The sequence below is a fragment of the Pseudomonas sp. 4CAES_32.4 genome (assembly GCF_058136335.1).
The window spans coordinates 4,195,523-4,209,887 of sequence record NZ_CM176882.1; the positions used below are offsets into that span (position 1 = coordinate 4,195,523).

Sequence of the window (14,365 nt, forward strand, 5' to 3'; positions counted from 1 at the left end):
ACGATGAACGCGAAAAAAACCTGAATTTTATTTTGAAATAATTTCCTGACTGCCATCCGCATGGGTGCGAACGGCTACCGGCAAGATGCTCGGCAAGGCTTTGAGCAAGGCTTCGGTGTTGTCGGATTTGAACACGCTGGTCAGGCGAAGACTGGCGACGGTCGGGTTGCTGACCGTCAGCGGTTTCTCGCGATAACGCGACACTTCTGCCGCGACTTCGCTGAGGCTGGCGTTGTTGAACACCAGTTTGCCGCTACGCCAAGCGGTCAGTTCCGCCGGGTTGACCGCATAGGCGGCAGCAACTTTGCCTTGGGCATCGACATAGGTACCGAGGCCGGCGGTCAGGCTGATGAATTGGTTGTCCGGCGCATCACGCCCCTGCACTTTCACCGTGCCCTGCTCCACCGCCACGCGGGTTTGCGTGACGTCGCGGCGCACATCGAAACGGGTTCCGGTGACGGTGACTTTGCCGCTGCCGGCCTCGACCACGAACGGTCGCGAGGTGTCGTGTTCGACGCTGAACATCGCCTCGCCTTCGCTCAACTCGATGAGCCGACGATCCTTCTCATACCGCACCTGCAAACGGCTGCGACTGTTCAGATCGATCACCGAGCCGTCCGGCAGCGCTACATGTTTGCGTTCGCCCAACGCCGTGGTGAATTCGGCGCTATAGCCGCCGGGATGATTCAAACCGCTGAACAGACCGAGGCCTAGCGCCACCACCAGCACACTGGCAGCCACGGCATAACGCACAAATGGTCGACGCTCGCGGCGGCTTGGCAATGTTTCAACAAGGGCTTTAAGGCGTGGCGCCGGGAGCAGATCCGCCGCCGACCACAAGCCTTGCAGCAACTGGAATTCGTCGCGGTGCTGCGGATGTTCGTTCAGCCAGGCGTCGAAGCGCTGCTGCTCGTCGGCACTGATCGCCGGCTCCTGCAAACGCACAAACCAGCGAGCCGCGTCATCGCGCACCGTTGTTTGCCCGCACGCACAATCACGAGTATCCATCATGGAATGTCCTGTTGGGCTGGGATGGAAAGCTGCGGTCGCTCATGACTGCAACCCGTCAAGGCGATCACGCAGATGCCGCAGGGTGCGGATCATATACTTTTCGACCATGTTCTTGGACAGCCCCAGGCGTTCGGCGATTTCCGCTTGAGTCAGGCCTTCGATCTTCTGCCAGACGAAGATCTTCCGGCAGTTAATCGGCAGCTCAGCGAGCGCCCGTTCGATGGAATCAGCCAGCTGGATCGCATGCATGTAATGCTCCGGGTCGCCGGACGACGACTCAGCGTGATCGATTGCCTCCGACTCCATGGCGCCCCGCCGATCCTCCCGCCGATACCCATCGACCGCGATATTGCGCGCGGTCTGATGCAAATACGCCCGTGGCTGCTGCACCGCTGCCGAATCCGACTCAAGCACTCGCACAAAGGTGTCGTGCGCCAGATCCTCGGCCTGCGCACGATTGCGCAGGCGCCGAGTCCAGGTGCCGATCAACTCTTCGTAATGCTCGAAAAAGCCGGGTCTGCGGGGACGCATGGGGGTATGGGTGGTGTGCTGAGGAAAGGGGCGTGAATAGTAATGCTTCCTATTAATGGGAGGCAACGGATTCCTCGGCACTGGCGCCCGCCCCCAGCAAATCTGACAACCGGCGGTAAAAATGAATTGCCACGAAATATTACTCGCGTCATATTACGACCGTAATAACAATCCATTTCCGCAGGAATGACGCGATGACCAGCATGCCCGCCCTCGAACCCGACCTCACCGCTCCGGTCAAGACCAGGCCACCCCTGCTCAAACGCCTGCTGATCCTCGGCGCCGGCCTGCTCGCGCTGGTCTTCGCTGCTCTTTACGCCGTGCATTGGTGGGGAACCGGGCGTTTTCTCGAAGAGACCGACGATGCCTATATTGGTGGCGACGTGACGGTGATCGGGCCGAAAGTCGCCGGTTACATCGATGAAGTTCTGGTCAGCGACAACCAGCATGTGAAGGCCGGCGAGGTGTTGATCCGCCTCGACGCCCGCGACTACCGCGCCAATCTAGCCAAGGCCGAAGGCGCGGTCGCCGCTGAAGAGGCGTTGCTGGCCAACCTCGACGCGACCGAACAACTGCAGCAAGCGGTGATCGGTCAGGCCCGCGCCGGCATCGATGCGGCCGGTGCGGAAACCGCACGTTCGCGGGATGACAACGCACGCTATAAACGTCTGGTGACCACCAACGCCGTGTCGGTGGAAAGTGCGCAACGTGCCGATGCCACTTTCAAAACCGCGCAAGCGCTAAGCGCCCGCGCCCAGGCCGAACTGCTCGCCGCGCAGCGCCAACTGGCGGTGATCGAAACGCAGAAACAACAGGCCCGCGCCGCCCTCCAGCAAGCCCGCGCCGAACGCGATTTGGCGCAACTGAACCTCGGCTACACCGAACTGCGCGCACCGGTCGACGGGGTGATCGGCAACCGCCGCGCGCGGGTTGGCGCCTATGCCCAGGCCGGCTCGCAACAGTTATCAGTGGTGCCGGCCAGCGGCCTGTGGGTCGATGCCAATTTCAAGGAAGATCAACTGGCGGGGATGAAGCCCGGGCAACGGGTGAGCATCCGCGCCGACGTGCTGTCCGGGCAAGAATTCCACGGTCGCCTCGACAGCCTTGCCCCCGCCACCGGCTCGCAGTTCAGCGTGTTGCCGCCGGAAAACGCCACCGGCAACTTCACCAAAATCGTTCAGCGCGTGCCGGTGCGCATCCTCCTCGATCCGGCTGACGGCGTGCTCGGTCATTTGCGCCCGGGTCTGTCGGTCACCGCAGAAGTCGACACCCGCGCCCAGCCTGAATCCGCCGCCGTGGCCCTCGCACCATGAGCGCCACCCTCGCCGCCCCTGCGCAGCCGTTCAACGCGGCGGACATGGCCACCGCGACCAAGGTATTCGCCTTCGCGACCATGTGCATCGGCATGTTTATCGCGCTGCTGGATATCCAGATCGTCTCGGCGTCGTTGCGCGATATCGGCGGCGGGCTCTCCGCCGGCACCGACGAAACGGCGTGGGTGCAGACTAGTTATCTGATCGCCGAGATCATCGTGATTCCGCTGTCCGGCTGGCTGTCGCGGGTGTTCTCGACGCGTTGGTTGTTCTGCGCTTCGGCGGTCGGTTTCACCTTGGCGAGTTTGCTCTGCGGCATCGCTTGGAACATCCAGAGCATGATCGCTTTCCGCGCGCTGCAAGGCTTCCTTGGCGGCTCGATGATTCCTCTGGTGTTCACCACGGCGTTCTTTTTCTTCACTGGCAAACAACGGGTGATCGCCGCCGCGACCATCGGCGCGGTTGCGTCACTGGCACCGACGATGGGGCCAGTGATTGGTGGTTGGATCACCGATATTTCCTCGTGGCACTGGTTGTTCTACATCAATCTCGTGCCAGGGATTTTTGTTGCCGTGGCAGTGCCGATGCTGGTGAAGATCGACCAGCCGGAACTGTCGCTGCTCAAAGGCGCGGACTATCTGAGCATGGTGTTCCTTGCGCTGTTTCTCGGCTGTCTGGAATACACCCTTGAAGAAGGCCCGCGCTGGAACTGGTTCAGCGACCAGACCATTCTCACCACCGCGTGGATCAGCGGTCTGGCCGGATTGGCGTTCATTGGCCGCACGTTGCACGTGGCCAATCCGATCGTCGATTTGCGTGCGCTGAAGGATCGCAATTTCGCCCTCGGTTGCTTCTTTTCCTTTGTCACCGGCATCGGCCTGTTCGCGACGATTTACCTGACACCACTGTTTCTCGGACGGGTGCGTGGCTATAGCGCACTGGACATTGGTCTGGCGGTTTTTTCCACCGGCGTTTTCCAGATCATGGCAATTCCGCTGTACGCCTTTTTGGCCAATCGCGTGGATCTGCGCTGGATCATGATGATAGGGCTGGGGTTGTTTGCGGTGTCGATGTGGGAGTTCAGTCCGATCACCCACGACTGGGGCGCCGGGCAATTGATGTTGCCGCAAGCGTTGCGCGGGATTGCCCAGCAACTGGCGGTGCCACCGGCGGTGACGTTGACCTTGGGCGGCTTGGCGCCGGCACGCTTGAAGCATGCCTCGGGCCTGTTCAACTTGATGCGCAATCTCGGTGGCGCGATTGGCATTGCCGCGTGCGCGACCATTCTCAATGACCGCACCAACCTGCACTTCACACGGTTGGCCGAGCATTTGAACAGCAGTAACGAGGCGATGAATCAGTGGTTGTCTCAGGTCGGCGGCAACCTGGCGAATCTGGGTCAGAGCGGTGACGTCGGCGTCACCGCCAGCCTGCGCCAGTTGTGGCTGTTGACCTACCGCGAAGCGCAAACCCAGACCTATGGCGATACCTTTTTGATGATCGGCGCTTGCTTCGTCATCGCCACGGCGATGGTGCCCTTGATGCGCAAGGTGCAACCACCGGCCGCGCCGAGTGCGGATGGGCATTGATCCCGATCCCGACATCACCACATTCCCCTGTAGGAGCTGCCGAAGGCTGCGATCTGTTGATTTTGTTTTTAAAAGACAAGAGCAAAAGATCGCAGCCTTCGGCAGCTCCTACAGGGGGTTATGTGTAGGGAGGGCTTAGGCCTGCGGGGTTTTGCGGAAGCCTACAGCCAGGCGATTCCAGCTGTTGATGGTGCTGATCGCCACGGTCAGATCGACCATTTCCTTGGGCGAGAACTGCGCCGCGACGACGTCGTAATCTTCATCCGGGGCGTGGGTCAGGCTCAGTTGGGTCAGCGATTCAGTCCACAGCAACGCGGCACGTTCCCGGTCGCTGAAGAACGGCGCTTCACGCCAAGCTGTCACGGCAAACAGACGACGTGGGGTTTCGCCACCCTTGATCGCATCGGCGGTGTGCATGTCGATGCAGAAAGCGCAGCCGTTGATTTGCGAGGCGCGCAGCTTGACCAGTTCGATCAGGGTCTTTTCCAGCGGCAGTTTCGACACCGCGGTTTCCAGGGCGATCATCGCTTTCAGTGCGTCAGGGGAGGCGGTGTAGAAATCGGTACGAGGTTTCATGGTGGCTCCGGGCAGCAAGTGAATGTGTGGCTACGTTAGTCCCCGAACCCGATTCGACAAATAGCCAATATTCCAGAAGATCAGGAGGCCACTGGCGCAGAGAAAAGTTGCGCAGGACGATTGCAAGCGCTAGAGAAGGGCCACTAGAATGCGATCAATTCTTAATTGCAGGCAACGGATGCCCGAATCGAGTATCTGCCCGTCATGTCTTCCATCCATTCGCCCTTGAACGCGCCCGGCCGCAGCCTTGCCAGTGCGCGTAAAAAAGAAGGTCTCAGCCGTCGACAAACCATTGCCTGTATCGGCTTGCTGTTAATGGCCGGTCCCTTGGGCATCGCCGCGCAGCATGTGGAGTGGCGACAGTGGATAGCCGATCAGCGCATGGTTATCGATGCGCAAAAGCACGCGGCTCCAGCGCCGGCCTGCTTCTGCTCAACGCTACCGTGCCGCTGACCGCTCGTCAGCCGACCGGCACCAACGGTTCTGCGCGTCAGACCAATATCAGGTAGATCCCCTTCCTGGAGACTGACCATGATGACGCGCAAACTCACCTCATTATTGCTGGCCGGCCTGCTCGCCACGGCCTCCGCTGCAAGCTTCGCTGCCAATGACGGCGCCGACGCGACCGGCACCAAGTCCGGTGGCCCGACCAGCACGACCATGCCACCTAACAACACGCCAGGCGCACCTTCGGGTGGTAGCACGTCGGGCGGCACAGGCTCAGGCACAGGCTCAGGCACTAACTCGGGCACTAACATGGGCACCGGCACTAACGGTGGCGCCAGCGGTTCGGGCTCGGGTGCGGGCGGTGGCACCGGATCGGCCGGCGGCGGAACTGGCGGTGCGGGCGGTGGCACAGGCGGCTGAACGAACAAGAGCCACCCCCGGTGAACACCCCCTCAGATTTGAGTGTTCACTTTGTTGCCCATAGAGCAACCCTGTGGGAGCTGGCTTGCCAGCGATAGCGGTCTGACAGTCCAAAAAGATGTTGCCTGTGCTGACGCTATCGCTGGCAAGCCAGCTCCCACAAGGTCTGCGGCATCCACACACTTGAATGAAACCCAAAAGTTTTGGGGCTGGTTGGCGATCAGCGATCAGAACGCATCAACTCGGCCAGACCACTCTCCAGCGACAACACCGCAGCCCGATTACGCCCGGCATTTTTCGCCTGATACAACGCCGCATCGGCACGCTGGATAAACACTTCAGGGTCATCATTGCCGCTCGGAATGAACGAATAGCAACCCAGGCTCACGGTGAGATATTCCGTCGGCGAACCGCTGTGGATGATGTGTTTGTCGATCACACTGCGGCGGATCTGCCCGGCGATCGCCAGTGCGCCGTTGATGTCGGTGTCCGGCAACAACACCGCGAACTCCTCTCCCCCATAACGCACCGCCAGATCAGACTTGCGCTGACAGCAGGCCTTCAACACCTGCGCAACTTGTGCCAGACATTGGTCGCCGGCCACATGCCCGTAGGCATCGTTGTAGCGTTTGAAAAAGTCGATATCGAGCATGATCAAACTCACCGGGCTGACTTGCCGTGCGCCACGGGCAAACTCGATCTCCAGCGAACGTTCGAACAAGCGCCGATTGGCCAGCCCGGTCAGGCTGTCATGGGTGGCAATCTGCTCCAGCGTGCGCTGCGCCTTGCGCAGATTCTTTTCGATGCGCTCGCCGTCGCGCACCTGATGAATGAACACCCAGCCAAACAAACCGACGCCGAGGATCAGCAACGCCACAATCACGCTGGACTGAAACGCACGCTCATGCCAACCCTTGAGAATCGTATCGCGCGACGTCGCGGCGGAAACCACCAGTGGATACGACGCCAACTGCCGGTAGCCATACAAACGCGTGACGCCGTCGACAAATGAATCGAGCATGGCGGTACCGGCAGCGGCGTTTGGCAGTAACGTCTGATAAATCTCACCTTTAGCCAGCGAGCTGCCAATCAGCGATTCATCGAACGGTCGGCGGGCGAGCAAGGTGCCGTCGGTGAGACCGAGAAACATGATGCCGTTGTCATCGAGGCTGAAGCTTTTGAAGAACTGATCGAAGTACGACATCTTGATCCCGGCCAGCAACACGCCCTGGAAATTGCCCGCCTGGTCGTTCACGCGCTTGGAGATCGGGATGATCCACTCGCCATTCTCGCGGCTGCGAATCGCCGGGCCGATATGGGCCACGGTCGAAACGTTCTGCTGATGGAATTTGAAATATTCACGGTCGGCCACGCCGTTACCACGGGGCAGATCGGGAAACGAAGTAATCACCCATTGCCCGTCACGGTCGAAGAAAAACATGCCGTGCAATTGGTCGAGTTGCTGCACCCGGCGCGCGAAGGTTTTCTGTAAGCGCGTCTTCTGCCCGGCGCCGTAGCCGTCCTCCTGAATCCAGTCGACGAGGCTGTTCATCACCAGGTCCGCCGCCAGAAAAGTGTCCTCGGCCTGCTGCGCCATCGCCCGGGTCAGGTTGCTCGAAGCCATCTGCGCCACCGTCAGATCCTGACGCCGCGACTGCTCCAGTTGCAGGTACAACAAACCGCACAGACACAGACACACCGCAACGGTAAACAACACCGCCGCTTTGCGAAGTGGCAGACGCTTGAGCGTGCCGGGGGTCTGTTGCGGATCGTGAATGGGGATAGGCAAAAGCATGTCCTGGGCAGGTACGACAAGGGCGCCAGCGGGTAAACCCTTATGTTTTGTGAGCGTAGCCCACCGGGATGCACGGAGCAAACCGCGCCCTCCCGCCCAGGTATATCGGCGCGCAACGAGATTGGATGATCACCGTTCGCCGGTTTATTTTCGACTTGCTCTTTGCGGTTAGTCAGTTGTGAGGGGTTTGTTGATTTCCCAGGCAAAAAAAAAGGCGCCTCCTCAGGCGCCCGTTTTTTCCGTACAAGCCGCTCAAATCAACGCGACGGCGGCACCCGAATATCCCCCGCCCGGCACTGGGTTTTCACACCTTTGCCGCACGCGCCGAACTGCAGATCCTTGCCCATGCACACGCGCACTTCCGACAGCTCAGGGCCGCTGCAGATCACTGCGATGCCGTCGGCCGGAATGCCCGGGTTGGCCTTGCGGAACAGGTCGGCGATTTCCTGAGCTTCGAAATAATACGAGGAACTGAACGGTTGCAGTTGCTCCGGGATCTTCACGGCAGCGACGGCCTTATCGGCTTCATCCAGATAGCCCATCGCGCCGAGGCCGCTGCAGGTGCCGTGTTTCGACCATTCGTGATCGAGCAGTTTTTTGGTCGGGAACAGCGTCAGGCCTTTGCTGGTTTCCGCGGCGTTCAGCGTGGTCAACGGCGGGCACGACTCCGGCCAGCCGCCGTTAGCGTATTGCGGCCACAGGCCATGCAGCACGAAGCCGTAACCCTTGCCGGAACACTGCGCGTCATCCTTGTGGGTCAAACAGAACGTCGGCGACCACGACAGCGTCAGCAGGTAGTAATCGAACACCCCCGCCACCGATTCCGCTTTGCTCGACTGCGATTGACGCGCCGAACTCAAGCCGATGCTACCGACCGTCAGCGCGATCACTGCCAAAATTGTAAACAGCTTTTTCATCTACCCGCTCCTTGGGACGCCTGCGTCCGTGGTTTTCGATCCTGGCCAGACTTGGCCAGCGCTGATTTCGCCACGCTTGTGTTGCAAGCGCATGACGCAAGGCAAGGCCGCACGCCGTTGAACGGTCTACGATTAACAGGCAGACATCAAACAACAGGGATCCGAAATGAGTAAAGCAGACGAACTCGCCGCCAAACTCAAACAAACCCGGCACACCCACGCGGACGCGGCGCTGGAGATCGATTGCTGGCCGGCGCAGGTCTACGACCTGTATCACCGCATCGAGGCATGGCTGCAACCGGTCACCGAAGTCGGCCTGAAAATTCGCCGCAACCCGACCCACGTTTGCGAAACCTCGCCCGATGGCGAAAGCCATGATTACGCGATCGATCAACTGGTAATCGAAGCCAATCATCAAAGCCTGACATTTGATCCCATCGCACGGTTTACCGAGGACGGCGCCGGACGCGTGCAAATCTATCCTTCAGCCACCGACACTTATTTGCTGCGCACCGTGGATGAACACGGGGAGAGCCATTGGTGGATGCAGTCGATTGAAACCGGGCAGCAGTTGGATGCCATTGCGCTGACGGAAAATAATCTGTTGTTGGCGGTGCAGGAAGGTCTCGGCTTGTAGCTCCCACGATCACCGTCGCGCCGCACAAAAATCGAAGATCGCCTGAGAAACCGCTTCGATCATCTGCGGGTCGGCGTGAGCCGCAGTGAACAAGCGGAACTGCGCATCCGGCAACGCCGGCAAGCCGTGTTCCGCACCCAGTGCCACCAGCCCCTGGCCCAGTTGACTCAACGGCATCGGTGCGACGGCAAATCCCGACAGCGCCGCTGCGCGCAACCCTGCGGTGCTGGAACAAAGCATAGCCGTACGCGGCGTGATACCGGACTGGGCCAAGCGAGTCAGCGCCGCTTCGCGATACGGGCACGGCTCAGGGAACAGCGCCAAAAGCAACGGCGTCGGCAGCTGCGTGAACGATTGTGCCGCCCACGCCCACACCAGCGGCTCCTGCCAGAGCAACCGCCCCGAATCAGCGGTTTCACACAGAGAGCCGATGACCATTTCGAGGTTGCCCTGCTGCATCTGGCTGAGCAATGTTCCGGGAATATTCACCTGCACATCGATTTCCATACCGGGATGCTGCGCCGCGCAATCCTGCAGTGCGCGCAACAGACGCGCCTCGACAAAATCCTCGGAAATACCCATCCGCACTCGCCCCTGAAACGGCGTGCGTGTCAGTTGTGCCCAGGCATCGCGGTTCAGCGCCAGAATCGTTCGCGCATAGCCGATCAAGCGTTCGCCGTCGGCGGTAAGTTGCTGAGAGCGAGTGGTGCGCTTGAGCAGTGGTTTGCCGACCTGTTCCTCCAGCCGTCGCAGATGCCCGCTGACAGCCGATTGCGTCAGGTGCAGTTTTTCGGCGGCACGACTGAAGCCTTCTTCATCGACGACAGCCACGAAAGTCTTGAGCAACAAAGCGTCGAACATAGTTGGTTACGTGATCAATTGGCGGGTTATTTACGATTTATAGTTTGAAGCGCGCTATGTTGCAATGCCTCGCAATCTCTCCCCGAAATGCCGAGGCTCAACGTGACCACCCTTCTGCACATCGAATGCTCGCCGCGCAAACAACGCTCCGCGTCACTGCAAGTGGCCAATAACTTCATTGATCGCTACGTCCAGCATCATCCGCAGATACACGTCGAAACCCTGGATCTGTGGAGTTTGCCGCTACCGGAGTTCGGTGAAGACGCCATGAGCGCCAAGTACGCCGGCCTCGCCGGGATACCGCGCACACCGGCCCAACAATCGGTCTGGGAAGACCTCGAAGCACTGGCCGCCCACCTGCACCGTGCCGACATTCTGGTGATGTCGGTGCCGCTGTGGAATTACGGCATTCCGTACAAACTCAAGCATTACATCGACCTGGTGTCGCAGAAAGACATCCTCTTCAGCTTCGACCCAGAGCGTGGCCCGCAAGGCATGCTGCAAGGCAAAACCGCTGTACTCGCCTATGCCCGAGGCCTGGATTTTTCCGCGCAATCGACCACGCCAGCGGAGCGTTTCGACTTTCAGAAACCTTATATGGAAGCCTGGCTCGAATTTATCGGGATCACCGATGTGCACGCGCTGATCGTTGAAAAAACCATTCTTGGCGAAGACATCGACCGCAACGCGCGATCGCTCGCTTCACAACAGGCTCGGGATCTGGCCGATCGCCTTGTGCGGGCTGGATGACACTCACGAAAGTCTTTCACTACACTGGGCGACCTTCCGTCTCAGAAGCCCGATCACAATGACAACGCTAAAGAGCACGATGATCCTCTGCGGTGCGCTCACATTGGCCACCGCCGTTCAGGCGCAAGAAACCCCTTCACACCTCGACACCATCCAGCAACAAGGCGAGCTGCGCGTCTGCACCACCGGCGACTACAAGCCCTACACCTTCAAACGCCCCGACGGCGATTTCGAAGGCATCGACATCGCCATGGCGCGCTCGCTGGCCGACAGCCTCGGGGTCAAAGTGCAATGGGTGCAGACCACTTGGAAAACCCTGATGCCGGACATGCAGGCCGGCAAGTGCGACATCGGCATGGGCGGTATTTCGGTGACGCTGGAGCGGCAGAAAAAAGCCTACTTCAGCAACACCCTCGACACCGACGGCAAGATCCCGCTGGTACGCTGCGCCGATGTCAGCAAGTACCAGACCGTCGAGCAAATCAACCAGGCCAACGTGCGCTTGGTCGAACCCGCCGGCGGCACCAACGAAGCCTTCGTCCACGCGTTCCTGCCCAAGGCGCAACTGGCCCTGCACGACAACGTGACAATCTTCCAGCAACTGCTCGACAACAAGGCCGACGTGATGATCACCGACGCCTCGGAAGCGCTTTACCAGCAGAAACTCAAACCGGGTTTGTGCGCGGTCAATCCGCATCAGTACATGCAGTACGGCGAGAAGGCTTACTTGCTGCCGCGCGATGACATCAGCTGGAAACTGTACGTCGATCAGTGGCTGCACCTGAGCAAAGTCACCGGCAAATATCAGCAAACGCTAAGCGAATGGATTGCCGTACCCGCCGCGCAGTAATCATCAATCGTCATGCAACATGCCGGAACTGTACTGATTGAGACTGCTGCCGATACTGTTGCCACCAAACTTCAAGGTATTGGCGTTGCGCCCCTCCGGCGACTGACAGTCGCTGGAGAAACAACTGGTGGTGGTCAACCCACCGGCGCCCGAACAAGCGCTCAACACCGATACCGCTGCAGCAATCAACAGCACTTTGACGACACTAAGGCGCATGGCACGATTCCCCTCGGAGTGAACAGCGACGAACTTGTGCCAACATCCTAGGCCTGCGCGGTATGCGCCAACATGAAACTTGGTTGAATGACAGCGCCGGTTCAGCATCGCTAACCCGCCCGACAAGGACATCACATGCAATTCCTGCCCCTCACCGAAGCCAGCCCTGCTGTCCAGGTCCACGTCCGCACCCTGCGCAATCAGCCGGACGTGCGCAAATTCATGTACACGTCGCATGAAATCAGTGAGCAGGAACATGCGAACTGGCTGAACTCGTTAAAGGGCAATCCACGCCAGCAAGTGTTTGTGGTGATCAAGGATGAGCAGGCGGTGGGGGTTGTTTCGTTGAATGCGATCAATGTTTTGCACAGGAGCGCGGATTGGGCGTTTTATCTGGACGTGGGGTTGCAGGGTAAGGGCCTGGGCAGTGTCGTTGAATTCTGGATGCTGGATTATGCGTTTGGTGTGGCGGGGCTGGAGAAGCTGAATTGTGAAGTGCTGGCGCTGAATTCGGCGGTGGTGAAGATGCACCAGAAGTTCGGGTTTGAGGTTGAGGGGGTTAGGCGGCAGAACGTGGTGAAGGATGGGGTTCGGGTGGATGTGGTTTTGTTGGGGATTACCAAAGAGGAATGGCTGAACAGGCGCCCGGCGTTGGAAAGTCTTATTGCGCGACTTCAGAGCAGCACTGTCCGCAACTCTTGAATTGCAACGGTGAAGCACACGACAGGACGTCAGAATATGGAAGAATCAGCCCCGCTAATACCCGAACCAGCCAAACGCAACTGGGCCTCAGCGACCGAACAGGAACGACTCGGTGTCCATTGGGCACTGTCCGATGCGTTTGTCGACAATGAGGTCAACTACGCATTTATCGCGCGGGAGACCGAAGATTATGACCCTCAGGAGATAAAGCGAATTCTCTGCGAAGAGGTCGCACCTGTCTGCCACTCGAACCTGGAAACCGTGATTCCAATGATCTGGTCTGCGTTCAACTCGGAGCAGTTGAAGTCCGACATAGCAGAGACCTTGCGAGCCCGGGAAAACAGCCGCTTTCGACGCGAGATAGACAAACTGCTGATACGTTGGCTGACGTTTCGATACAAGTACATTTGGAAAGAAATATCCAAGCACTACCGCAAATGAGCCAATCCAATCCAAGCTATGCGCAATGCGATCGACTGACTTGACGCTCAGCGGCAACGGCTGACCCGTTCGCCGCTGAGAAATTTGATTTACGCCTTCACCTCAACGTTATCCAACGCCTGATTCACCGCCAACTCCCCCAACATCACCACCTGCGCAATGCCCAGCGCGGTTTTGCGATGCGAGAGATCGAGCGTAGCGGCGAAGTTGATGAGCATTTCCGAGGCTGAACCCAAGGTTTCGCTGGCGTTGGCGAGCAGGGATTCGGTGTCGTACTTTGGATTGGCGAAGTACATGCGCTCGGGCTCGTTGACGCTGGCCATGATGTGGCCGGGCGGGAGGAGATAGTGATCGAGTGCGCGCTCGGCGGCTTCGTGGAGTTTTTTGGGGTCGAGGGAATCGTAGGGGGATGCGGGATCGGTTTCTGGTGGGTTGGGCGTTACTTTGAACATAGATGGACCTCTAGCGCGATTACTAAAAGGAGCCATCACCCACGCTACCAAACGATGGGTGGCGGCCATACGCGGGTTGGTAGACCGGTCGCACTAGAACCCGGCGCCCACGAATGGGCCCCACGCATGACCACCATGAAATCCGAGTCCTGGGGAAGCGACTGAAATTGGTGATGCGATGCATCTAGACACGAAGCGGGCTACCAAACCCGATCACTGGTTTTCAGTGACGTGAGGACGATAGAACCTGCGGGCTAGACGCACAAGCCGGGGGATTCTGTCTTAGGTGTAGGGGGAGGCGCAAGATGGTGTAAGGCATTATGACTAAACGTAAACTGATTTAAACAGATGAAGAAAACCTACCTCCATGTCACTTTCGAAATCGGAAATATGAGTTTTAATAGGCATCTAAGAAAAATCATCGACAAATAAAAATGGCGGGATAACCAACCATAAACTCATGAAGTTCTCCACCAGAAAACCCAGGTACATTTGCCTTAAAAACAGCTAACGACATTCCCTCAGGCGCCCGTGCCCAAATCTGATAGGCCATAGTTAATCCGCTTATTTTTTTCTGAAGCACAGCCCTATGCAGAAACTCAAACCCTTGCACCTTCACAAAAAATTGCAACATCTCATTACTCAGCGAGTAAAACTCTTCATGACTCAAGTTTTGAGATTCTGCAGACTCAAGTAACTTCTGGTAGTAAAAGGCAATCTCATCTTGATCATCTCCCCCTTGGGCACCAATCGGCAAACTCATATCGGGGCGTCCGTTAAATCCATCATGCGCTAGCCTGTGGCACTCTAGACAAAGCGAGATTCCGTTTCCCAACTCAAATCTTGCCTGCGGCAAT

18 protein-coding genes are annotated in these 14,365 nt (G+C 58.6%); 9 read left to right on the top strand and 9 right to left on the bottom strand.

Annotated elements, in window-relative coordinates; genetic code table 11:
* Window positions 1-27: 27 nt before the first annotated feature.
* The gene (locus AC3Y64_RS18815) at window positions 28-1,011 is read right to left on the bottom strand and encodes a FecR domain-containing protein (RefSeq protein WP_489984837.1); all 984 of its coding nucleotides are present in this window, start codon (window positions 1,009-1,011) and stop codon (window positions 28-30) included.
* Between the two features lie 39 nt (window positions 1,012-1,050).
* Window positions 1,051-1,542, bottom strand: coding sequence for a sigma-70 family RNA polymerase sigma factor (locus tag AC3Y64_RS18820; RefSeq protein ID WP_489984838.1), 492 nt, complete (start codon window positions 1,540-1,542; stop codon window positions 1,051-1,053).
* Window positions 1,543-1,736: 194 nt separating this feature from the next.
* On the opposite strand from AC3Y64_RS18820, the gene AC3Y64_RS18825 reads away from it, so the two are divergent.
* Both AC3Y64_RS18825 and AC3Y64_RS18830 read left to right on the top strand, forming a co-directional pair.
* Entirely contained in the window at window positions 1,737-2,855 is a 1,119-nt protein-coding gene (locus AC3Y64_RS18825; protein ID WP_489984839.1) for an HlyD family secretion protein, read from the top strand.
* Window positions 2,852-4,444 carry a DHA2 family efflux MFS transporter permease subunit gene (locus tag AC3Y64_RS18830; RefSeq protein ID WP_489984840.1) on the top strand — a complete coding sequence of 531 codons (1,593 nt, stop codon included), beginning with the start codon at window positions 2,852-2,854 and terminating at the stop codon, window positions 4,442-4,444. Before AC3Y64_RS18825 ends, AC3Y64_RS18830 begins: the two co-directional genes overlap by 4 nt.
* 135 nt (window positions 4,445-4,579) lie before the next feature.
* On the opposite strand, the gene AC3Y64_RS18835 is transcribed toward AC3Y64_RS18830, so the two are convergent.
* Complete coding sequence (locus AC3Y64_RS18835) at window positions 4,580-5,020, bottom strand: carboxymuconolactone decarboxylase family protein (protein WP_242208560.1); 441 nt, start codon at window positions 5,018-5,020, stop codon at window positions 4,580-4,582.
* Window positions 5,021-5,224: 204 nt separating this feature from the next.
* On the opposite strand from AC3Y64_RS18835, the gene AC3Y64_RS18840 reads away from it, so the two are divergent.
* Window positions 5,225-5,473, top strand: a complete 249-nt coding sequence (locus AC3Y64_RS18840; protein ID WP_489984841.1) for a hypothetical protein — start codon at window positions 5,225-5,227, stop codon at window positions 5,471-5,473.
* Window positions 5,474-5,551: 78 nt separating this feature from the next.
* A complete protein-coding gene (locus tag AC3Y64_RS18845) occupies window positions 5,552-5,887 on the top strand; it encodes a hypothetical protein (RefSeq protein ID WP_489984842.1) in 336 nt (111 codons plus the stop codon).
* 220 nt (window positions 5,888-6,107) lie between these two features.
* On the opposite strand, the gene AC3Y64_RS18850 is transcribed toward AC3Y64_RS18845, so the two are convergent.
* Window positions 6,108-7,676: a sensor domain-containing diguanylate cyclase gene (locus tag AC3Y64_RS18850; protein ID WP_489984843.1), complete on the bottom strand. Its 1,569-nt coding sequence runs from the start codon at window positions 7,674-7,676 to the stop codon at window positions 6,108-6,110.
* Between the two features lie 263 nt (window positions 7,677-7,939).
* Window positions 7,940-8,599, bottom strand: coding sequence for a ribonuclease T2 (locus tag AC3Y64_RS18855; RefSeq protein WP_489984844.1), 660 nt, complete (start codon window positions 8,597-8,599; stop codon window positions 7,940-7,942).
* Window positions 8,600-8,765: 166 nt separating this feature from the next.
* Here AC3Y64_RS18855 and AC3Y64_RS18860 point away from each other — a divergent pair, with 166 nt between their 5' ends.
* A complete protein-coding gene (locus tag AC3Y64_RS18860; protein ID WP_158955806.1) occupies window positions 8,766-9,236 on the top strand; it encodes a hypothetical protein in 471 nt (156 codons plus the stop codon).
* 9 nt (window positions 9,237-9,245) lie between these two features.
* Here AC3Y64_RS18860 and AC3Y64_RS18865 read toward each other — a convergent pair whose 3' ends face one another.
* Window positions 9,246-10,097 (bottom strand): LysR family transcriptional regulator, encoded by an 852-nt coding sequence (locus AC3Y64_RS18865; RefSeq protein WP_489984845.1) that lies wholly within the window; start codon window positions 10,095-10,097, stop codon window positions 9,246-9,248.
* Window positions 10,098-10,199: 102 nt separating this feature from the next.
* Here AC3Y64_RS18865 and AC3Y64_RS18870 point away from each other — a divergent pair, with 102 nt between their 5' ends.
* Both AC3Y64_RS18870 and AC3Y64_RS18875 read left to right on the top strand, forming a co-directional pair.
* Complete coding sequence (locus tag AC3Y64_RS18870; protein ID WP_489984846.1) at window positions 10,200-10,847, top strand: FMN-dependent NADH-azoreductase; 648 nt, start codon at window positions 10,200-10,202, stop codon at window positions 10,845-10,847.
* 58 nt (window positions 10,848-10,905) lie between these two features.
* Window positions 10,906-11,697, top strand: coding sequence for a transporter substrate-binding domain-containing protein (locus AC3Y64_RS18875; RefSeq protein ID WP_489984847.1), 792 nt, complete (start codon window positions 10,906-10,908; stop codon window positions 11,695-11,697).
* Between the two features lie 3 nt (window positions 11,698-11,700).
* Here the strand turns inward: AC3Y64_RS18875 and AC3Y64_RS18880 are convergent, their stop codons facing one another.
* The gene (locus AC3Y64_RS18880) at window positions 11,701-11,913 is read right to left on the bottom strand and encodes a hypothetical protein (RefSeq protein ID WP_489984848.1); all 213 of its coding nucleotides are present in this window, start codon (window positions 11,911-11,913) and stop codon (window positions 11,701-11,703) included.
* Between the two features lie 135 nt (window positions 11,914-12,048).
* Between AC3Y64_RS18880 and pseH the strand changes: the two genes are divergently transcribed.
* Window positions 12,049-12,615: a UDP-4-amino-4,6-dideoxy-N-acetyl-beta-L-altrosamine N-acetyltransferase gene (gene pseH / locus AC3Y64_RS18885; RefSeq protein ID WP_489984849.1), complete on the top strand. Its 567-nt coding sequence runs from the start codon at window positions 12,049-12,051 to the stop codon at window positions 12,613-12,615.
* Between the two features lie 36 nt (window positions 12,616-12,651).
* Window positions 12,652-13,056, top strand: coding sequence for a DUF7079 family protein (locus AC3Y64_RS18890; protein WP_489984850.1), 405 nt, complete (start codon window positions 12,652-12,654; stop codon window positions 13,054-13,056).
* Window positions 13,057-13,145: 89 nt separating this feature from the next.
* Here AC3Y64_RS18890 and AC3Y64_RS18895 read toward each other — a convergent pair whose 3' ends face one another.
* Together AC3Y64_RS18895 and AC3Y64_RS18900 are read right to left on the bottom strand one after the other, a co-directional pair.
* Window positions 13,146-13,508, bottom strand: coding sequence for a DUF6124 family protein (locus tag AC3Y64_RS18895; protein WP_489984851.1), 363 nt, complete (start codon window positions 13,506-13,508; stop codon window positions 13,146-13,148).
* 418 nt (window positions 13,509-13,926) lie between these two features.
* Window positions 13,927-14,271 (bottom strand): hypothetical protein, encoded by a 345-nt coding sequence (locus AC3Y64_RS18900; RefSeq protein ID WP_489984852.1) that lies wholly within the window; start codon window positions 14,269-14,271, stop codon window positions 13,927-13,929.
* Between the last annotated feature and the right edge of the window lie 94 nt (window positions 14,272-14,365).